Source organism: Chlamydia pecorum E58 (assembly GCF_000204135.1).
GTDB classification, from domain to species: domain Bacteria; phylum Chlamydiota; class Chlamydiia; order Chlamydiales; family Chlamydiaceae; genus Chlamydia; species Chlamydia pecorum.
The window spans coordinates 845,221-864,887 of record NC_015408.1; the positions used below are offsets into that span (position 1 = coordinate 845,221).

Genomic DNA, 19,667 nt, shown 5'->3' on the forward strand with positions numbered 1-19,667 from the left:
AAAATGGTATTTATAATTTAATTAATTTATTTCTATGTTTCAGGAAGTCTATCCGAAAACTTCTCCCTCTTCGAATCTTTCGCCTGATCAGCAGCAGATCGTTAATTCTATTCGTGGCTACCATAAGCTCGCTTTAATTGCTGGTGTGGCGGCTGCTGCTCTTCTTTTAATTACAGCGGTTCTGCTCTATTGTATCCCTGCATTTCCCGTGGCTGTAGGGGCTTTAGGGGTGGCAGCTGTTATTTTTCTTGGGGTGTCTGTAGGGCTGTGGGTATGTCGTGCGCGAGCTTTTAACCGCCTTATGGAGGATTTTAAAAATTCTATTGATTTAATTAAAATAGGAAAACCAAGTGAACATCTTTCTATTCGTAAATATCCTAGAAAGTCAAAAACACTAGATCACAGTTCCTTTAGGGAAGGGGTAGAAGGCCCCTATACCCCATCTTCTGGAGATGACCCGAACTTAGAGTTTAGTTCAAGTGATAGCGGAGAAGAAGCAGGAGAGTTTGTTGCCCCCTCTTTACGTCTTAGACAATTTTTATTAGAAGAGAATCCCCCTGTTGTTTCTTCTGCTTTCTATAAAGATTGTCAATCTAAAATAAAGAAGTGTTTAGCATCTCTATATCAGTCTGTAGGGCACCTAATAGATACAATGGATAGAGGCGAAAATAAAGAGACCTTAGTCAAAAAGTTAATTATAGGGATATTTAATCCTTTTTCGGGTCAAGATAACCTGATCTCCAGCGTCATTACTATGGGGACAACTTTATTTACCGACTCAACGTATGGTGTGACTTGGTTTCATGATGCTATTCATACACCAGGCAAGATATTGCCTCCTCTTATGCAGCTAATTGAGAAATTTTTTAAAGAGAAAGAAAAGCCTTCTGCTGGCGTGCTTAATAAAATCCTGATGTCAATAAATCTTGTGCTGTCAGGATGGGTTTTGGGTGATCCTAAGTTACTATGTTATGTTGTGGGATCTGTGAAACAACTGAATCTTTCTCAAGAAGCAACGAAGCAAGTTATTCGCTTGTTAGAGAAGGGGAATATCATTGGGGCTTTGATTATGACTTGTGGTTCGAGCTATCCTGCATTTGAGAAGATGTTGGTAGCCTTAAGAACTGAGGAAGGCTCTCAGGATGTTTCTCAAGGTGCTCGTTTTCCCATAGATGAGTTGACACCCAAGAATTTTCGTAAAGATATAGCTTCTGCAGATATAGAGGAAGATCAACATGATATAGAACAATTTGCTTCTAAGCTGCAAGAGCAAATCAAACAGGTAGAAGATGCTTTACCTAATTCTCGACTCAGACTTATAGCTTCTTTAGCTAAGGGAGCACCAGAAATTAGGAAAGCATTAGAGCAATTTTTGAACTTTCTTTCAGAAAATCCACCAAAGACTTTACCTATGTCGCTCACATTTTTACCTATTCTTAAAAAATCTATGCATTTACAAAAAGTATTACGAACATACTTACCAAAAAAAGTAGTAGTTGCGCTTACCAAGATTCTCTCTATAGCTATGCAAGGAGGAATTATTTCGAGAGTATTTACTTCTGGTCACTACAAAAAGCTAGCGGATAGTTTGAATATAACGGTAGATGAACTTATTGCATTAATTGAAACTAAAAAGTGTTTGCAATTTTTCCTTCCAGAACTAATAAAATAGCTACGTATTTTCCTACTCCTTGTGGAAATATAGTTGTTATAGTTTAATTTTTCTGGTTTTTAACTTTAAAAGTCTTGCGATGCAGGGCTTCGGATGTACAGACTAACATTGTGCTAAAAGAATCTCATCCTATTATTTCTGTTCAAAATGTCTGCAAACAAGTGAATGGAAACTATCTTCTTAAAAACATTTCTTTTTCGGTATATCCTAAAGAGGTTTGTGGAATCATAGGCCATAGTGGTTCGGGGAAAACTACGCTATTGCGTTGTTTGGATTTCTTAGAGCTGCCCTCATCAGGAGCTATTTCTATAGCGGGATTTCATAACCCCGCATCTTTAAAGGGTGTCTCAAGACAGGAGTTCGCTAAAAAAGTTGCCTATATTTCCCAGAATTATGGGCTATTTTCTACAAAAACTGTTTTGGGGAATATTACTTATCCTTTGCAGACGCTTTATAAGAACATGCCCTTGAGTGAGATTCGTGAAAAAGTGCACGAAATGCTGCATTTTTTAAATTTATATCATAAAAAAGATGCCTATCCTGGGAGTTTAAGTGGAGGACAAAAACAAAAAGTTGCTATAGCTCGTGCATTGATTTGTGAACCCCAAATATTGCTTTGTGATGAGATTACCTCAGCTCTTGATCCAAGATCAACAGAAGATGTTGTTGAACGCTTGTTGCACCTGAATGAAAGCATGGGGATCACTTTAGTATTAGTTTCTCATGAACTTGATGTAGTAAAGTATATTTGCTCTCATACTGTTGTACTGCATAATGGAGGGTTAGAAGAATTTGGTGAGACAGAAAGTTTATTTTTAAAATCTCAAAATGAAATTACCAAAGAACTTTTCCACGAGCCTTTACAGAAGTTTTCTTTAATTAAGTCTCTTGTGAATCTATCTGAAAATAAAGAGTTCCTTGGGCTGGGTTTTCCTAAAGAGCTTGCTATGAGGGGGATCATCAGTCATATAGCAAAGACTGGGCTTGCCTCTATAAATATCCTGTCTGGGAATGTCTATTTATTTCGTAATATGCCTGTAGGTTTCCTTAACATAGTTTTAGAGGGCACGAGAGAAAATCGGATCAAAGTGAAACGACTTCTTATAGAGCAGGGTGTGATTGTTAAAGAAGGAGAGTAGGGGGATGCAAGGAGACCTGGTCCGTCTTTTATTTGTAGAAACGGGAAAAACTCTTTATATGGTAGGTGTGGCCTTTGTCTTGGCCTGTGTTTTGGGGGGAGGTTTAGGGGTAACTCTTTTTTATTTTTCTCCGGGAAGTCTTTCTCCTCGACAAGGAGTTTATACAGTCATCTCAATGCTTTTAAGTTTTCTTACAGCTATTCCATTCGCGATACTTATTGTGCTTCTATTTCCTTTAACGCGCTTACTTGTAGGGACTTCTTTGGGCGCAACAGCATCTATTGTTCCTCTTACTGTTGGGACAATTCCTTTTGTTGCTTCATTAATCTCTGAATCTCTGCAATGTGCCGGAAGAGCTTATCTTGAGCCAGCGATTGCTCTTGGAATTCCTAGAAGGAAAATTATTCAAGATATTCTTTTCCCTGAAAAGTATCCTCAAATGATTTTTTCTCTTAAGAATGTTATTGTTCATCTTATAGCATGCTCTACATTGGCAGGTTTTGTTGGTGGGGGAGGGCTGGGGCAGATACTGTTGCAATATGGATATTATCGTTTTGATTGGAAAATCACTATTGCTGTTCTCGTGATTACTCTTTTCTTTATAGAGTGTATAAGAATTTTTGGAGACATCTTAGGTCGTAATATCTTGAAGCGAAGAGGTCTTTTGTGAAAAAAATATTGAAGTTTGCTTGGTGCGTAGTAGTTCTTTGTATAGCAACAGGTTGTCACAATTTAAAATCACAAGATCTTTTGCGCATAGCCGCAAGCCCAGCTCCCCATGCAGAGCTGCTTTATGCTTTAAATGAAGATGCTAAGGCTCTAGGGCTATGTTTAAAGGTTCTTCCTCTTGATGACTATCGAATCCCAAACCGCTTGCTTTTAGATAAGCAAATAGATGCCAACTATTTTCAACATGAAGAATTTTTTCAAGATGAGTGTGAGCGCTATAACTGCGTTGAGGAGCTTGTTCCTTTAGTGAGAGTTCATATAGAGCCTATGGGATTGTATTCTAAGAAGTTTTCAAGTGTCCAAGAGCTTAGACGCAAGGGGAAACTTACCATAGCAATCCCTGTAGATCGTACAAACTCTCAGCGAGCATTAGATCTTCTAGAATCTTGTGAATTAATTTCTTTTAAGCATACAAGTTCCCTAAATGCAACAAAAAGGGATGTATGTACTTTAGGAGAGCGCAAAATTTCCATTCATGAGATCGCTGCGCCATTATTGATGTCTTCGTTTCAAGATGTAGATGCTGCTGTTATTCCTGGAAATTTTGCGATTACAGGAGGATTATCTCCGCAGGAGGATAGTTTATGGTTAGAAGACTTTTCAACTTCTAAATATGCTAATATTGTTGTCGTTCGCAAGGAAGATTTAGCTACTTCGAAAATCCAAAAGCTTAAGCAGCTGTTGCAAAGTGATCGTGTAAGGCTCTTTTTTGAAGAGACCTATAAGGGGAACATTTTAACCACACCACTTTCCCCTCAATCTTAAGAGGCCTAATGTTTAGTTCGGTAACCCATCATCCTTTTGGATCAGCATTTTCTGTGCATCCTTCTTTAAAGGACTTAAAAAAGAACTTAATAGGTTCAGTTCCTCTTTTAGGTATATATATTGGGGTAAATAGAATCGCCAGAGTAGCTTCAGTTTCTGAAGAATATATAAAGAAAATTGAATGGGGGATCTCTAGGTGTCAGATAGAGTCGGCCTCGTATTATAGGTATAAGCATTACTTCCGTGGAGTTTTAGAGATCTTAGGACTCAGCAGCGTTCTCACTATTTTAGAGCTTGTCACTACTGTGCTATACCATATGCTCTTGGGATTGTTTAATTTTTTCGGTATCTGTCACCTTATAATTCCATATCTTCCCTCTAAGATAAATCTTTGGTGTCTTAGGCCTTTAATCTGCTCTCTAGAATAGTCGCTTCTAGAATGGGTTTTCTTATAAAATCAGTTCTAACTTTTATTAGAAGTGAGTTTTTGGAAAAAACTTGACAGTTATTTTTTTTAAGTTTTATCCTGCCTTCCACAAAATTTTTCCTGAGAAGACAAGAGAGCATCTAATGTATATTAATCCAAATGAAAGCCCTTTCGGGATTACTTCTTGTGTAAGATTTTTTGTTCATTTGGCGGGAAGCATTCCCGTTATTGGAGCTGTTGTTGGTATAGAAAGGCTGCGCGAAGTGATTTTAGCCAGCCGCAAAGAAGCGAATAAAACTGGTGAGGTTGCTTCTCCTGTATATGCGAAAGAGCATTGTATGCGAGCATTGTTAGAAATCTCCGGTCTTGGGATGATAGCTTTTGTTACAGAGCTTGTTTGTAAGGTTTTGGGGCTGCTTTTGCGTGTTCTTGGGCACTTTTTGGCGGTATGTATTTGTGGTGCTGCGGCTGTAGCATTTATTGCTGGATTTTTTGTTGCTTATCTTCTCTATGGAGTGACAAAGATTATTGCTAATGCGATCCCTCTTTGTGATTCTCCCGCGACGAAAAAGAGAGAGAATACTATGGAGGTATATAAAGCATTTGCAAATCTAAGTTTTGATATATCTAAATTGATTAGGAAAACATCGCAAGATATTGTAAATCTTATAGAGCCGGAAGAGAATAAAGAACTTGTTCATAAAGAGTCTGAAGAAGTGTCTTTAAGTGGTTATTCAGAGAAGGGTACGTTTGTTTAATTGTGTCCTTCTGAAGCTTTTCATCTGTTGACTTTTTTCGTTTCTCTAGGATATATAAAGCTCTTCTTTTGATGTGGCATAATGTCAAATCTTTATGACGCATCATTTCATGGAGAAACTATGCTCTTAAAGCCGAAAGTATCGAAATATCAAAGTAAAAGAACAGCCTCTCCCATTAAGCATGCAAAAAACTATGTATATAGTTATTTGAAAGCGATTCAAAGAATCGTGTCTTCAAAGCCTCAGGAAGTAATTGAAGCATGGAATCAAGCTTTTGGAAAAACATACTCAGGAATGTCTCAGGCAATAGGCTTTAAAGATCAAATTTTATTTGTAAAAGTATATAATTCGTCTTTGTATGCACTGCTTAAGCAAGCAAGTCAAAGAGAGCTAATTTCTCAAATACATAAAATAGTTCCTTATGCCAATATCCAGGAGATACAGTTTTTGTTGGGGTAAGTTATGGATATAGAAGTAAAAAATTATGATGCCTCTGCCATTACTGTGTTGGAAGGATTGCAGGCTGTTCGTGAGCGTCCTGGGATGTATATCGGGGATGCTGGAATCTCTGGATTGCATCACTTGGTGTATGAGGTTATTGATAACAGTATTGATGAAGCCTTGGCGGGGTATTGCACAGAAATCAATGTGCGTATACTTGAGGATGGAGGGATTACCATTTCGGACAATGGGCGAGGAATTCCAGTAGAGATTCACAAGAGGGAATCAGAAAAACAAGGGAGGGAAATTTCTGCATTAGAAGTGGTCTTAACAGTACTACATGCAGGAGGAAAGTTTGATAAGGATAGCTATAAGGTGTCTGGAGGACTTCATGGTGTGGGGGTTTCTTGTGTAAATGCTTTGTCCGAAAAGCTTGTTGCTACGGTGTGTAAGGGTCAGCAAATCTATCAGATGGAGTTTTCTCGAGGTGTGCCAGAGACTCCTTTACAAAGATTGGGGGCTACAGAAAACCAGGGGACAACGATTACCTTTTATCCTGATCCAAAGATTTTTTCTGTCTGTGTCTTTGATCGTTCTATTTTAATGAAGCGTCTTCGGGAGCTAGCCTTTTTAAATCGTGGGATACGCATTCATTTTGAAGATGATAGAGATGTAAGTTTTGATAAGGTGACCTTCTTTTATGAAGGGGGGATCCAATCTTTTGTAAATTACTTGAATCAAAACAAAGAAAGCCTATTTCCTGAGCCTATTTATATTTTTGGGGTGCGACCTGGGGATGATGGGGATGCGGAGTTTGAAGCATCCTTACAGTGGAACTCCGGATATTCTGAATTGATTTACTCCTATGTGAATAACATTCCTACCCGTCAGGGGGGAACCCATCTTACAGGATTTTCTACTGCGTTAACTCGGGTTTTAAATGCCTATATTAAAGCAAACAATCTTGCTAAGAATGAGAAGCTTTCCCTTACGGGAGAAGATATTCGAGAGGGATTAACTGCGGTAATTTCTGTGAAGGTGCCTAATCCTCAGTTTGAGGGGCAAACAAAGCAAAAGTTGGGAAATGGAAGTGTAGGTTCTGTAGCACAGCAGGTTACTGGAGAGGTTTTAACCACATTTTTTGATGAAAACCCACAAATTGCCAAGCTTATTGTAGAAAAGGTTTTCATTGCTGCACAAGCTAGAGAAGCTGCGAAGAAAGCCAGGGAATTAACCTTAAGGAAAAGTGCTTTAGATAGCGCGCGTCTTCCAGGAAAGCTGATTGACTGTTTAGAGAAGGATCCAGAGAAATGTGAGGTATATATTGTTGAGGGAGACTCTGCGGGAGGTTCTGCAAAACAAGGAAGGGACCGTAGGTTCCAGGCTATCCTGCCCATTCGTGGAAAGATTTTAAATGTTGAGAAAGCACGCCTACAGAAGATTTTCCAGAACCAAGAGATTGGAACAATTATTGCAGCATTAGGCTGTGGTATTGGTTCTGATACGTTTAATCTTGAAAAGCTGCGATATAAACGCATTATTATTATGACAGATGCTGATGTGGATGGTTCTCATATTCGCACATTGCTGCTAACGTTCTTTTACCGGCATATGACAGCTCTTATAGAGAATGAGTGTGTGTATATTGCTCAGCCTCCTTTATACAAGGTGAGTAAGAAAAAAGAATTTCGTTATATCTTATCCGAAAATGAGATGGATGATTATCTCCTAACTTTAGGGATGGGAGAGTGTAGGGCTGTATTTACAGATACACAAAGAGAACTTAGTGGAGATGCTTTAGATTCTTTTGTTAAGGTGATTTTAAGCATAGAAAGCTTTATTACAGCACTTGAGAAAAAGGCAATACCCTTTTCTGAGTTTTTAGAGATGTACAAAGACTCCCTGGGGTATCCGTTATACTATTGTACTCCAAACAAGAAAGAGAGTGGGATGTATCTGTATTCTGAGGAAGAAAAAGACCAAATTCTTGCCCGGGAAGAGGTGAAAATTGTAGAGCTTTATAAGCCTTCTGTATTCCTAGAGATCCAAAATCAACTTCAAGATTACGGCATGGATATCCGTAACTATCTGATTCCTCAAACTCATCCTATTCAAATCTTAAGTGATGATTCTAAAATCTTGCCCTATACTTGCTATACCTTGCAAGAGGTGATTAATTATCTTAAAACTATAGGAAGGAAAGGAATCGAGATTCAGCGCTACAAAGGTCTCGGAGAGATGAATGCGGATCAGCTTTGGGATACCACAATGAACCCTGAGCAAAGAACATTAATTCGGGTATCCTTGAAGGATGCTGTAGAAGCAGATCATGTTTTTACAATGCTTATGGGAGAAGAGGTCCCACCAAGAAGAGAATTTATAGAGAGTCACGCCCTATCTATTCGGATGAATAATTTAGATATTTAGGAGCCTAGAGCCCCATGTTGCACAATGAAGAAATTATTGTTCCTAAGAATCTAGAAGAGGAAATGAAGGAGAGCTACCTTCGTTATTCTATGTCTGTGATTATTTCTCGGGCACTTCCAGATATTCGAGATGGATTAAAGCCTTCGCAGAGGCGTATTCTATATGCTATGAGGCAGTTAAGCTTAACTCCGGGAGCAAAACATAGAAAGTGTGCAAAGATCTGCGGAGATACTTCTGGAGATTACCATCCCCATGGGGAAAGTGTAATCTATCCTACCTTGGTAAGAATGGCTCAGCCTTGGGCAATGCGTTATCCTCTTGTAGATGGCCAAGGGAACTTTGGTTCTTTGGATGGAGATCCAGCTGCTGCTATGCGATATACAGAAGCTAGGCTCACTCATAGTGCGATTTTCCTTATGGAAGATCTTGATAAAGACACTGTAGATATGGTTTCGAACTATGACGAAACAAAACATGAGCCTACAGTATTCCCTGCAAAATTCCCCAATCTTTTATGCAATGGTTCTTCTGGAATTGCTGTGGGAATGGCAACAAATATTCCTCCACATAATCTTGGAGAGCTGATTGAAGCAACCCTTTTGCTCTTGAGCAACCCTACAGCATCTATAGAAGAGATTATGGAGGTCATGCCAGGACCAGATTTTCCTACGGGGGGAATTATCTGCGGGCATGAAGGGATTTGCTCGACCTATCATACAGGGAGAGGGAAAATCAAAGTGCGTGCTCGTCTCCATGTTGAGGAGAACACAGAAAAGCATAGAGAAAGCATCGTAATCACAGAAATACCATATAACGTTAACAAATCTCGCCTGATTGAGCAGATCGCGGATCTTGTAAATGATAAAACTTTATCGGGTATTTCTGATGTTCGTGATGAGTCGGATAAGGAGGGGGTTCGCGTTGTCCTAGAGTTAAAGAAAGGTGAATCCTCAGAAGTCATGATTAATAGGCTCTATAAGTTTACGGATGTCCAGACGACTTTTGGAGCAAATATGTTGGCCTTGGATAAAAATCTTCCAAGGACCATGAACATCCATAGAATGATTTCCGCATGGATTCGCCATCGTGCAGAAGTTTTACGAAGAAGAACCCGATTTGAGCTTAATAAAGCAGAAACTCGTGCGCATATTTTAGAAGGCTATTTAAAAGCTTTGTCGTGTTTGGATGCTGTAGTAAAGACGATTCAAGATAGTGATAGCAAAGAGCATGCAAAGCAGCAAATCATTGAGCTTTATGGTTTTACAGATGCTCAGGCAGTGGCAATTTTAGAACTTAGGCTGTATCAACTTACTGGATTAGAAGCTGAAAAAACGCGTAAGGAGTATGATGAGCTGTTAGATAAGATTGCTTATTATAAACGTGTTCTTGCGGATGAGGAGCTTGTTAAGGATATTATACGAACCGAGCTTCAGGATCTTGTTAAGTACCATAAGACCCCAAGAAAAACCACGATAGAGTTTGATGCTGATGATGTGCGTGATATTGAGGATATCATTACCGATGAGTCTGTTATTATTACGATTTCTGGGGATGACTATGTAAAGAGAATGCCTATTAAGGTCTTTAGAGAGCAGCGTCGTGGCGGTCATGGAGTTTCGGGCTTTGATATGAAAAAGGGGTCGGACTTCTTAAAGGCAGTATATTCTGCTTCTACAAAGGATTACTTGTTAATCTTTACAAATTTTGGACAATGCTATTGGATTAAAGTCTGGAGACTCCCAGAAGGCGAACGAAGATCTAAAGGGAAATCTCTGATTAATTTCTTAGAGGGGATTCGTCCTGGAGAGCAGGTCGCTGCAATTCTAAATGTAAAAAGTTTTGAAAATGCTGACTTCTTATTTTTAGCTACAAAACAGGGTGTTGTTAAAAAGGTTCCTTTAGATGCATTTAGCAACCCAAGGAAAAAAGGAATCCGTGCTTTAGAGATAGATGATAACGATGAGCTTATTGCTGCTTGTCACATTGAAAATGAACATGATCGGGTGATGCTCTTTACAAAGTTAGGAATGGCAGTACGTTTCCCTCATGATAAGGTCCGTCCCATGGGAAGAGCTGCTCGTGGAGTGCGTGGAGTTTCTCTCAAGAATCAAGAGGATTGTGTTGTTAGTTGCCAGATAGTTACAGATAACCAATCTGTACTTGTGGTATGTGAAAATGGATTTGGAAAGCGTTCTTTAGTTTCTGACTTTAGGGAAACAAACCGTGGTGGCATAGGAGTGCGCTCTATATTGATTAATGAAAGAAATGGCGATGTTCTTGGAGCAGTTCCTGTTGCGGATAATGATAGTATCTTATTGATGTCTGGACAGGGACAGGCGATTCGCATTAGTATGCAAGATGTTCGTATTATGGGAAGGTCTACACAAGGAGTGCGTCTTGTGCATCTTAAAGATGGGGACGTTCTTGTTGCGATGGAAAGATTGCCATCTTCTAATGAAAGCAGTGAGTCGGAGTTGATAGAAAAAGAAAACGTTTCAATTTAGGAAATCACGCGATGTTTATAGTTCTTGAAGGGGGAGAAGGAGCAGGCAAGACTTCTTTAGCAGAGATGTTGCATCAGAAATTAGTTTCTGAAGGGCGTTCTATAGTAATGACTCGAGAACCTGGAGGATGTCCCTTAGGAGAGCGCATTCGAGAGCTGATTTTACAAGCTTCTGAGACAAAAGTATCGCAGTATACCGAACTTTTCTTATTTTTAGCTACACGAGCTCAACATATACAAGAAACCATTATTCCAGCCTTAGAAAGGGGAGATATTGTTCTCTGCGAGCGATTTCATGATTCTACAATTGTATATCAGGGAATAGCTGAGGGGCTGGGGATGTCTTTTGTTTCAGATCTTTGCTACCAAGCTATAGGTCCTAAGCCTTTTCTTCCTGATCTCGTTGTACTTTTAGATGTTCCTGCTGAAATAGGTCTTTCTAGAAAGGTGCAGCAAAAAACTTTAGATAAGTTTGAGAAGAACCCTTTAAGCTATCATGAGGCCATTCGCTCTGGTTTCTTGGCTCTTGCTAATGCAAATCCTGATCGCTATTTGATTTTGGATGCTCGCCAGTCCTTAGAGGAGTCTGTAAAAAAGGTTTTACAACATATTCAGTGTGGCTTATGCCAATAGAAGATGATCCTTGGTCTGCTCTGTTGCTGAAAATCCAAGCCGGGGAAGTTCCTCAGGCAATTTTGTTGCACAGCTTTCAAGATGAAATGCTTCGTCATAAGGCCTATGACCTTGCTGCTGAAATCATCTTGTCAAGATTGCCAGAAGCTCAATATAAGATCCAAGCTCACATCCATCCTGACATTCATGAGTTTTCCCCTTCAGGGAAAGGAAGACTACACTCTATAGATCTTGCAAGAGAGATTAAGAAGGACATTTGGATACCTCCTTTTGAGGCATCCTATAAGGTGTATATCATTGAAGAAGCTGATAGGATGACATTATCTGCGATATCTGCTTTTCTTAAGGTGCTAGAAGAACCTCCCCACCATGCCATCTTAATTTTAACCTCCACAAAGCCTCAGCGTTTGCCTGCAACGATTTTATCACGCACATTAGGGGTTTTCTTAAAAGAAAGAGAGATACCTCTTCCTGATCAGGAAGCCATAGAATGTATGTATCGTTGTGCTTTAGAAGAGATCCCTATTACAGAAGTAGGGAACCTTGTTAAGGGAGGTCCAGACATTGAAAAGCAACTTCTTAGAGATAAAGCTAGAAAGTTCTTAGAAGTGCTTTTAAAGCTATATCGCGATCGGTATATGTTAGATTTAGGATGTTTCCCTTCAGCTCTATCCTACCCTACATATCAGGACAAGTCTCTTCTTTTACCTAAGTTGCCTTTAGAAAAAGTTTTAACAGTTATAGAGAGTGCCTATCAAGCTCTAGACAACTCCTCATCTGCAGCAAGTGTTCTAGAATGGGTAGCTTTGCAGCTTCTATCGTTGAGGTTTCAAGCTCAGAAATCAGAAGCTTCTAGCTACTCGAACTAGAAAATTAGAAGCTAGCGCTTTGCCATAAAGGAAGGATATGCTGAACTTTCTGCAATACTCCCGAGCTGATTTCATGACCTCCAGGAAAAGAGACGAGTTCTCCATGAAGGCGTTGAGAGAGAAAACCATGGAGCTTCTCTCCAAGAAAATAAGGGAGGATAGTGTCTTGAAGACCATGACTTTGTACAAAGGGAACCTGAGCACATTTTCGTATGCCTTCTTCCCACCCCTGATCAAATACGTAAGCCCCAGAAAAAATTAGCGCTCCTCCATAGGGGATTTGTGAGGTTAACACCAAATGTGTTGTTAAAATGGCTCCCTGGCTAAACCCTCCAATAAAAATCTGTCTGTAGGGGCGTTGTAAATCTGTAATAAGGTTTTCAATGGCTTCCTTAGCAGGGGTAAGGTCAACATCAAATAATTCTCGGTATTTACGTTCTTTTTCTGGACTAACTTTAGAGTTATCCGTAATTAAAGATTCAAAGAGAGATATATCTAAAGGGAACCATGCACGACCATATTCTGCTTTCTCAGATAAGGGCAGGATCCCATTAGGAAAGATCCATGTAGGCCTCATTTGAGAGAAAGAACATACTGAAGGGAAAAAAGTAAGGTTATCAGCCTGGGCACCATACCCGTGGCATAAAATAATTACAGGATCCTCAGGATTTCCTGGACATTCAATAACATCAAGACCAGCAAGCTTACGGCGAAAAAAGGAGTTTGTTGTCATAAAAATTTCTTAAAAAACTTAAAAAGTAGGGAACTCATCCTTGGGTGATGAAGAATTTCTTTGGTATAAAAAGAAGTATAAAGCATAAAATCTTATCTAAAAAAGTCCATAGAAAAAATATGGATACGTTCAGAATGAACGTTTCTCTTTAAAGAATTTTTTATCTTCTTGCGTGTATAAAGCTATTAACAGCAGGTTCTCGTGTCTCAAGCGTTTCTTACTTCATCTTTAGAAGATCTTATTTACAATATCCAGTTAGGAAAAGTTGTCGCCATTCCTACAGACACAGTATTTGGCTTGGTCTGCTCTCAACACTCTCCACAAGCAAAAACACAGCTTTACCAGATGAAGAAAAGAAGTAAGAGTAAAACACTAGCAGTGTATGTGAATACTTTAGAAGAAATTGAAAAGATGATTCATAGGCCTTTATCTTCTCAAGAGCTTCGAGTTGCAAAAACCTTTCTTCCTGGCCCTCTATCTTTAATTCTTCACAATAAAAATCCTGAGTTTTCAGAAAGCACGCTTACTTTTCGCATAGTTAACCATCCTGTTGTTCAGGAGCTTATTAGTGTTTGCGGCCCTTTGGTGGGGACATCTGCAAATATTTCAGATTTCCCACCTGCAGTGTATGCCCATGAGGTTCTTGAGGATTTCAAAACAGAGGATCTATGTATATTTGATGGGGATTGCTTTTTAGGTTTAGAATCTACAGTGGCTTCTGTAGATCCTTTTATTCTTTATCGCGAGGGAGTAATTTCATGTGTTTCTATAGAAAGTTGCTTAGAAGCTGTTGTTATGCGCTTTCGCACAACAAATCACTCCTTTGCTAAGAACATAAAAATTTATACTTTTCTGAATACTGACGAGCTCTCCTACTTTTTGGAAAGCTCTAAAAATCATGAGTTCGTTTGTAAATCTCCTCATCCAAAAACATTCTTTTCTCAGCTAAGACAAGCTATTAGCTCTAATTGCTCCTCCATATGTTATGTCTATAATCCTGAAACAACTCTGTATCCTGAGCTTTCTCCTTATCTTTCCCCTTATCTTGTAAATGTTCCCGCAGGTTCTCTATGATAATAGACTTCCATGGAGATCTTCTTTCTCATCCGACCTTCTCCTTAAAAGATCCTGCTGTGCGTTGTTCCCCTCAGCAGCTAGTGGTAGGAGGAATTACCACGCAAGTTTGTGCCTTATATGTTGCTCATTACAGAGATTCCCTAACCTTCTCGCAGCAAAACCAGTTGTTTTTCTCCCTTCCTGATCAAGAGGCGCATATCCAATTAATAACTTATGAAAAACCCTCTCTTAATACGGATTCTCAGAATCCCAAAGTCAGTATCATACGAAGTTTAGAAAATGCTTCAGGACTGGGAGGGGATGATCAACCTTTAGAAGAGCTTTTAAATCAACTTATCATGCTTTCCAAGCAAGGTCCTATTGCGTATCTTAGCCCTGTATGGAACATGAAAAACCGCTTTGGTGGTGGCTGTTTAGAACCGGGGAAGCTTTCTGCAGATGGAAAAAACCTTCTAAATCTGATGGATGAGCTAGCTATTCCTGTAGATCTTAGCCATTGTAGTGATAAGCTTGTTGATGACATTTTGGATTATACTCTAGACAAGCTTCCTAATTTAAGAGTACTTGCTAGCCATTCCAATTTTAGAACTGTGAAAAATTCCCCTAGAAACCTCTTAGATATACATGCAAAAGAAATTTCTTCGAGAGGAGGAATAATCGGCCTTAATGTTGTTAAAAAATTCGTGGGGGAATCTTTACAAGATTTAAAAAAACATCTTTCCTATGCGGAAAGTTTGGGAGTTCTATCCAGTATTGTTCTGGGAACAGATTTTTTCTATTCTTTAGACAATGAAGACAAATTTTTCTCAGAATGTCGCTCTTCTGAAGATCATCCTAAAATACATCAAATTATCAAAGAATATAGCAAAAAACACGCTCAAGAAATTCTTTATATGCAAGGAGAGAAATTTTTAACTCAGATAGTTTTGTCTCAGGTCAAACAGCATAACTTCTAAAATGCTTTCAAAAAGCTTCTTAGCAAATCTAAAGGTTTTGCTGCGATTTTAAACATCTAACGTCTGAAGAAAGTCGATCAAGCTCACTATGCATTCTTTGTTGCTGCTCTAGAATACAAGCTTCTAAGTGTTGATTTTCCTTTTTAAGCTTAAGAATCTCTTCTTCTTGACTTCTAACTTTAGAAGAAAGAGCTTTTATTTCTTTTTCTCTACAAATTAGAGCATCATAAGATTCTTTGAGCTTATTTGATAAATTCATGATCTGATTAGAAAAGACCGGTTTCTTCAAAACACACAGAGATATAGAAGAAGCGAATAAAGCAGCTCCTATCCCAATACACAGAGCCCCAAGAACCGTTGAGATTACAGGAAGAGCCAAAGGATAAGCAAGAAGAAGAATTCCAGCTAAAAGGAAAATTATCCCTAAGGCAAAACAAGATATCCCAGCAACATTTGCATTTATTTGAGATTTCTGAATTATCTCTCCCAGCGCACACGCATTGTTAATATTCTTTACATTCTTTGTGTTTGAGAGATCTTGATGTATTTTTATACTCATAGGTAGAATTTAAAGAAAAAACATTCTTAAACAATATAACATATTTTATTTTAATTTTTTTAATTCGCATATAAAAGCTTTAGAAGATGTCAAAAATTTCGTTTTCTAAAGCGGATAAAGAAAGAGCATTGCCAGCTATTGTAAAAGGATAACTTACAATTCCTCTAGCCAAAGAGCCGAGCCTCTGAAGACTGGAAGAAGGACTAGGAGGTTTTGGAGAAGAGCTTTTTTCCATAACTTTATTTTCTTGCTGCTCTTCGATTTGTTTTGTAAGTTGTTTAATTTGCTCTTGCAAAACAGATATCTTAATTTTTTGGGCACTTTCTCTGTTTTCCAGAGCTAGGAGTTGTTTTTCTTTATTCATAAGGAGTTTCTCTAACTTCTCTCTTAAGTGCTTTTGATAATGATTAATGTAAATATAAGAGGCGCCCTGTGCAATAAGACTATGGGAGCGAATTCCAAATAAACTAGCAGTTAAAACAGTAGCGCCAATGACCCCTAGTCCCCATCCTAACCAACATAACGATGAACACAATACTAACAAAGCAACAGAACTTACTAATAAACTAACTCCAGACAAAACTCCAGCAGCAGAAAGAATTATGTGGGTCTTAGCAAGGGGGTGGTTACAAGGACTTCCATAGGACTCTATATCTAAAGGAGAGCTACAAAAAAATGATGAAATATGTGCCGATCGTTTTTGATGGGAGATTGGTTTAGATAAAATTGGTTGAATATATCTTTTAATACTAAGAAAATTTTTGGTCCATGCCCGAGTTTTTTTTAGAGTTACAATTAAAACATACAGAAGAACACTACTACCAATGACTATAGTTAGCGTTCCTAAAATTATAGCTGAAACAAAACTAAAACCAACGATAGAATTTGCACAAATTAAAAAAGTTCCTGTGAGGATAAGAGCTGTCGCAACAAAAACTGCACTAACAATAGCTAAAAATGTTTGCCTGTCATTATTTATATAATGGTTGTTCCAAGCTAAAACTTGAGGAGCCTGCTCTTGAGGCAAAAGGGAACTAGTAAAGTTTACTGCCATGATAAAAGTTAATATTAATAAAATAAAACATGATAATGCAAACTTGTTTTTCTATATAGAAAAACAACAATCTATACTTTTTATTATCCCTTTTATTTATAAAAAATTTTTAACATGTTTATAGAATAGAAAATAGTGAGAGAGTCGTCTATAAAGGTGCTTATTTTAAGGATAAAGGCACACGATCTTTAGAGACGCAATTTGATTTCTTTTTTTATGAGTAAAAAAGAAGCCCCCACTTTAAGGGACTAAAAAGACCACAGAAGATATCCCCTGAAATGAAAGGGGTAAAGCAATAAAGCTAATAAAAAAATTATTACAATATTACAAACGTTTGGTCAATAGTGAAATTAAGCGTTTTTCAAAAACTAATTAATATAAATACATCTGTATTTTCTTTATTGTTCTTATTGGCTTCTACATTTTTTGTTTTGTCTATTCCTGAAGTTATAGAAACGATTACGTTTCAGAAAGCCTTATGGAAAATTTCTTTCGGAGGAATTGCATTAGCATTTGCAAGAACTCTAGGGATAGTACTGAACCAGTACATTGATAAATGTATAGATGCTAAAAATCCTCGTACGAAATCTAGGGTACTGCCGAGTAACTTAACTTCCAGTCTTTCTGTTTATATTATTCTTGGCACTTGTTTTGTTTGCTTTGTTGTTCTTTGTGCGATTTTAGGAGTTCTTTATTGGGCACTCTTATCTATAACACTTTTTGTCCTTTATTCTTATATGAAGCGCTTTTCTTTGTTGTGCCATTGGATTTTAGGAGGGATTTATACTACCGCGATTCTTATGAATTTCTTCGTCTTAGCTCAGGGGAACCTTCCAGGATATATAAATCTCCTAATTATTGTTTGGGGAATAAGTATAGGACTTATCATTACAGCTAATGATATTATCTATGCTATCCAAGATATTTCCTTTGATCGCTCGGAAGGATTGTATAGTGTTCCAGCACGCTTTGGGAAAGAAAAAAGTATTCTTATTGCCTCTGTATGTTTAATGCTAAGCAGCAGTCTGTACCTTTCTTTAGGATGGATAGGGGCCTTAAATTACATATTTTATCTTTTGGCGATCTTTCCTTTAGGAACAATATTTTATGTTTTTAGAAGCTATCAAAAAATAGGAAAAATACAAACAGGAGAGGAGCGCTGCTTCTTTCTCGCGAATATTTATATTGCATTATCTTTTCTTATGAGTATGTTTCTATTGTTTTTGATCAATATGTGTTAACTTATGAAACATTTCGTAGTTGGAATTTCTGGAGCTTCAGGGGCAATCCTTGCTATTAAGCTTATCCAACAACTCGCAGCAATGAAGCATCACATTGATGTAATCATTTCCCCATCAGGGAGAAAAACACTTTATTATGAGCTCAAGACCTCCTCATTTACAAATCTCTTTTCTAAGAAAGAACTTCAAAACATCTCTATACATAAAATTACAGCAATAGATAGCCCTTTAGCTTCTGGATCCTATTCTGTAGATGCTATGATTATTATTCCTTGTAGCATGGCAACAGTTGCTGCGATTTCTATTGGACTAGGAGATAATTTATTACGAAGAGCTGCAGATGTTGCTCTTAAGGAGAAAAGAACTTTAGTCCTTGTCCCGAGAGAGGCTCCTCTTCATACGATTCATTTAGAAAATTTAGCAAAACTTAGCCAGAGTGGAGCAACGATTTTCCCTCCTATGCCTATGTGGTACTTTTTACCTCAAACTATAGAGGATTTGGAGAACGCAATTGTAGGGAAACTTCTTGCTCTTTTAGGTATTCCTAATTCTTTAACAAAAGAATGGGGGGCTAAACTTTAGATATTAGCTTGTACGCCTTCCATTGATCACTTCATGGAGGTTTTCAATAGCAATGAAAGCAGAGGGGTCTTCTCTGTGGACAATTTCCTTAAGTTGGGAAAGCTGTAAACGCTCAACAACAATATAAAGTAGGTTTCTAGGCTCCCCGGAATAACCTCCCTCTGCATGAATATAGGTTAAACCAACACCTAACGTCTCCATAAGAATATGTCCTAACTTTCGTGGAGAAGATGTAATAATTGTTACGGACTTTGTATCCTCAAATCCAAGAATCACTGTGTCCATAACTTTTGTTGCTACACCATAGGTAAGGAAAGAAATAAAAGCTGTGTGCCAATTTTTATAAACAAACCCGGCCAGAGCAAAGATAAAGAAGTTCACAAATAAGATCACTTGACCTACTGTGAACCCCTTTTTCTTGTTCACAATAATCCCTAGGATCTCTGTTCCATCTGTAGAGCCTCCATGCCGGATAATTAAACCACAGCCAACCCCAATGACTACTCCACCAAGAACTACAGTTTCCATTTCAGAGCCTTTAAATACGACAGGGCTAATCCCTAACCAAAGCGGAAGAATATCTATTAGCCACAAAGCGCAGGAAAAAACGATCACTGCAGTCAACATTTGGATAACGAAATACTTGCCAATTTGACGAAAAGCAAGAATAACAAAAGGAAGATTGAAAATAGCCAAGCAAAAAGGGAGGTACTTATGCCCAATAAAATGCGAGGCTATAAGAGATAACCCAACGATTCCTCCATCAATAAGGTCATTGGGAACTAAAATCATTTGAATGCCAACAGCAGCAAGTCCCCCTCCTAAAAAAAACCAGCTTAGGGTTTTAGAGAAATACAAAGGAAAGCTAAATTTTTCAGGACGTGGACCGTGAGGCATTTTTAGAACCCTAGTGAGTGTTTCGCGAGAGACGGGGCTTGAACCCGCAACTTCCGCCTTGACAGGGCGGTGCTCTAACCAATTGAACTACTCCCGCAACTTGGACACGACAGGATTTGAACCTATGACCCCCTGTGTGTAAGACAGGTGCTCTAACCGCTGAGCTACGCATCCAAATAAGGTAGGAAGGTTAGGTTACCAGAAA

General features: G+C 38.3%; 19 protein-coding genes and 2 tRNA genes. 15 read left to right on the forward strand and 6 right to left on the reverse strand.

What is annotated here, in order from left to right:
• Positions 1-34: 34 nt before the first annotated feature.
• The 11 genes from G5S_RS03780 (at position 35) to G5S_RS03830 (ending at position 12,363) form a co-directional block, all read left to right on the forward strand.
• Positions 35-1,672 carry a CT214 family putative inclusion membrane protein gene (locus tag G5S_RS03780; RefSeq protein WP_013712878.1) on the forward strand — a complete coding sequence of 546 codons (1,638 nt, stop codon included), beginning with the start codon at positions 35-37 and terminating at the stop codon, positions 1,670-1,672.
• 110 nt (positions 1,673-1,782) lie between these two features.
• Positions 1,783-2,811 carry a methionine ABC transporter ATP-binding protein gene (locus G5S_RS03785; RefSeq protein ID WP_041467036.1) on the forward strand — a complete coding sequence of 343 codons (1,029 nt, stop codon included), beginning with the start codon at positions 1,783-1,785 and terminating at the stop codon, positions 2,809-2,811.
• A gap of 4 nt (positions 2,812-2,815) precedes the next feature.
• Positions 2,816-3,481, forward strand: coding sequence for a methionine ABC transporter permease (locus G5S_RS03790; protein ID WP_013712880.1), 666 nt, complete (start codon positions 2,816-2,818; stop codon positions 3,479-3,481).
• Positions 3,478-4,305, forward strand: a complete 828-nt coding sequence (locus G5S_RS03795; protein WP_013712881.1) for a MetQ/NlpA family ABC transporter substrate-binding protein — start codon at positions 3,478-3,480, stop codon at positions 4,303-4,305. Before G5S_RS03790 ends, G5S_RS03795 begins: the two co-directional genes overlap by 4 nt.
• An 8-nt stretch (positions 4,306-4,313) precedes the next feature.
• The gene (locus tag G5S_RS04925) at positions 4,314-4,733 is read left to right on the forward strand and encodes a hypothetical protein (protein ID WP_021757286.1); all 420 of its coding nucleotides are present in this window, start codon (positions 4,314-4,316) and stop codon (positions 4,731-4,733) included.
• Positions 4,734-4,875: 142 nt separating this feature from the next.
• On the forward strand, positions 4,876-5,490 hold the full coding sequence (locus G5S_RS03805) for a hypothetical protein (protein WP_013712882.1): 615 nt from the start codon (positions 4,876-4,878) through the stop codon (positions 5,488-5,490).
• Between the two features lie 120 nt (positions 5,491-5,610).
• A complete protein-coding gene (locus tag G5S_RS03810) occupies positions 5,611-5,949 on the forward strand; it encodes a DciA family protein (RefSeq protein ID WP_013712883.1) in 339 nt (112 codons plus the stop codon).
• A gap of 3 nt (positions 5,950-5,952) precedes the next feature.
• Positions 5,953-8,358: a DNA topoisomerase (ATP-hydrolyzing) subunit B gene (gyrB, locus tag G5S_RS03815; protein ID WP_013712884.1), complete on the forward strand. Its 2,406-nt coding sequence runs from the start codon at positions 5,953-5,955 to the stop codon at positions 8,356-8,358.
• Between the two features lie 14 nt (positions 8,359-8,372).
• Complete coding sequence (gene gyrA / locus G5S_RS03820) at positions 8,373-10,862, forward strand: DNA topoisomerase (ATP-hydrolyzing) subunit A (RefSeq protein WP_013712885.1); 2,490 nt, start codon at positions 8,373-8,375, stop codon at positions 10,860-10,862.
• A gap of 11 nt (positions 10,863-10,873) precedes the next feature.
• Positions 10,874-11,494 carry a dTMP kinase gene (gene tmk / locus G5S_RS03825; RefSeq protein WP_013712886.1) on the forward strand — a complete coding sequence of 207 codons (621 nt, stop codon included), beginning with the start codon at positions 10,874-10,876 and terminating at the stop codon, positions 11,492-11,494.
• Positions 11,485-12,363 carry a DNA polymerase III subunit delta' gene (locus G5S_RS03830; RefSeq protein ID WP_013712887.1) on the forward strand — a complete coding sequence of 293 codons (879 nt, stop codon included), beginning with the start codon at positions 11,485-11,487 and terminating at the stop codon, positions 12,361-12,363. Before tmk ends, G5S_RS03830 begins: the two co-directional genes overlap by 10 nt.
• Positions 12,364-12,367: 4 nt before the next feature.
• Here the strand turns inward: G5S_RS03830 and G5S_RS03835 are convergent, their stop codons facing one another.
• Complete coding sequence (locus G5S_RS03835) at positions 12,368-13,096, reverse strand: alpha/beta hydrolase family protein (RefSeq protein ID WP_013712888.1); 729 nt, start codon at positions 13,094-13,096, stop codon at positions 12,368-12,370.
• A gap of 201 nt (positions 13,097-13,297) precedes the next feature.
• On the opposite strand from G5S_RS03835, the gene G5S_RS03840 reads away from it, so the two are divergent.
• Positions 13,298-14,170, forward strand: a complete 873-nt coding sequence (locus tag G5S_RS03840; protein ID WP_013712890.1) for an L-threonylcarbamoyladenylate synthase — start codon at positions 13,298-13,300, stop codon at positions 14,168-14,170.
• A complete protein-coding gene (locus tag G5S_RS03845; RefSeq protein ID WP_024010909.1) occupies positions 14,167-15,129 on the forward strand; it encodes a membrane dipeptidase in 963 nt (320 codons plus the stop codon). Before G5S_RS03840 ends, G5S_RS03845 begins: the two co-directional genes overlap by 4 nt.
• Positions 15,130-15,157: 28 nt before the next feature.
• On the opposite strand, the gene G5S_RS03850 is transcribed toward G5S_RS03845, so the two are convergent.
• Complete coding sequence (locus G5S_RS03850) at positions 15,158-15,688, reverse strand: IncA family protein (protein ID WP_013712892.1); 531 nt, start codon at positions 15,686-15,688, stop codon at positions 15,158-15,160.
• Positions 15,689-15,767: 79 nt separating this feature from the next.
• Positions 15,768-16,742 (reverse strand): hypothetical protein, encoded by a 975-nt coding sequence (locus G5S_RS03855; RefSeq protein WP_013712893.1) that lies wholly within the window; start codon positions 16,740-16,742, stop codon positions 15,768-15,770.
• Positions 16,743-17,086: 344 nt separating this feature from the next.
• Here G5S_RS03855 and G5S_RS03860 point away from each other — a divergent pair, with 344 nt between their 5' ends.
• The gene (locus G5S_RS03860) at positions 17,087-17,983 is read left to right on the forward strand and encodes a UbiA-like polyprenyltransferase (RefSeq protein ID WP_013712894.1); all 897 of its coding nucleotides are present in this window, start codon (positions 17,087-17,089) and stop codon (positions 17,981-17,983) included.
• 3 nt (positions 17,984-17,986) lie between these two features.
• Positions 17,987-18,565 (forward strand): UbiX family flavin prenyltransferase, encoded by a 579-nt coding sequence (locus G5S_RS03865; RefSeq protein WP_013712895.1) that lies wholly within the window; start codon positions 17,987-17,989, stop codon positions 18,563-18,565.
• Between the two features lie 3 nt (positions 18,566-18,568).
• On the opposite strand, the gene G5S_RS03870 is transcribed toward G5S_RS03865, so the two are convergent.
• From G5S_RS03870 to G5S_RS03880, 3 genes are all read right to left on the reverse strand, one after another.
• Positions 18,569-19,462, reverse strand: coding sequence for a YitT family protein (locus G5S_RS03870; RefSeq protein WP_021756648.1), 894 nt, complete (start codon positions 19,460-19,462; stop codon positions 18,569-18,571).
• Between the two features lie 23 nt (positions 19,463-19,485).
• Positions 19,486-19,559 (reverse strand) — tRNA-Asp (locus G5S_RS03875).
• 4 nt (positions 19,560-19,563) lie between these two features.
• Positions 19,564-19,636, reverse strand: a tRNA-Val gene (locus G5S_RS03880).
• Positions 19,637-19,667: the final 31 nt, after the last annotated feature.

Excerpts from the sequence above, each read along its gene's own strand:
- G5S_RS03810 (WP_013712883.1), top strand. The coding sequence starts at position 5,611 with ATGCTCTTAAAGCCGAAAGTATCGAAATATCAAAGTAAAAGAACAGCC.
- G5S_RS03855 (WP_013712893.1), bottom strand. The coding sequence starts at position 16,742 with ATGGCAGTAAACTTTACTAGTTCCCTTTTGCCTCAAGAGCAGGCTCCT.
- gyrB (WP_013712884.1), top strand. The coding sequence starts at position 5,953 with ATGGATATAGAAGTAAAAAATTATGATGCCTCTGCCATTACTGTGTTG.
- G5S_RS03850 (WP_013712892.1), bottom strand. The coding sequence starts at position 15,688 with ATGAGTATAAAAATACATCAAGATCTCTCAAACACAAAGAATGTAAAG.
- G5S_RS03835 (WP_013712888.1), bottom strand. The coding sequence starts at position 13,096 with ATGACAACAAACTCCTTTTTTCGCCGTAAGCTTGCTGGTCTTGATGTT.
- gyrA (WP_013712885.1), top strand. The coding sequence starts at position 8,373 with ATGTTGCACAATGAAGAAATTATTGTTCCTAAGAATCTAGAAGAGGAA.
- G5S_RS03830 (WP_013712887.1), top strand. The coding sequence starts at position 11,485 with ATGCCAATAGAAGATGATCCTTGGTCTGCTCTGTTGCTGAAAATCCAA.
- G5S_RS03780 (WP_013712878.1), top strand. The coding sequence starts at position 35 with ATGTTTCAGGAAGTCTATCCGAAAACTTCTCCCTCTTCGAATCTTTCG.
- G5S_RS03870 (WP_021756648.1), bottom strand. The coding sequence starts at position 19,462 with ATGCCTCACGGTCCACGTCCTGAAAAATTTAGCTTTCCTTTGTATTTC.
- G5S_RS03805 (WP_013712882.1), top strand. The coding sequence starts at position 4,876 with ATGTATATTAATCCAAATGAAAGCCCTTTCGGGATTACTTCTTGTGTA.
- G5S_RS03865 (WP_013712895.1), top strand. The coding sequence starts at position 17,987 with ATGAAACATTTCGTAGTTGGAATTTCTGGAGCTTCAGGGGCAATCCTT.
- G5S_RS03845 (WP_024010909.1), top strand. The coding sequence starts at position 14,167 with ATGATAATAGACTTCCATGGAGATCTTCTTTCTCATCCGACCTTCTCC.
- G5S_RS03790 (WP_013712880.1), top strand. The coding sequence starts at position 2,816 with ATGCAAGGAGACCTGGTCCGTCTTTTATTTGTAGAAACGGGAAAAACT.
- tmk (WP_013712886.1), top strand. The coding sequence starts at position 10,874 with ATGTTTATAGTTCTTGAAGGGGGAGAAGGAGCAGGCAAGACTTCTTTA.
- G5S_RS04925 (WP_021757286.1), top strand. The coding sequence starts at position 4,314 with ATGTTTAGTTCGGTAACCCATCATCCTTTTGGATCAGCATTTTCTGTG.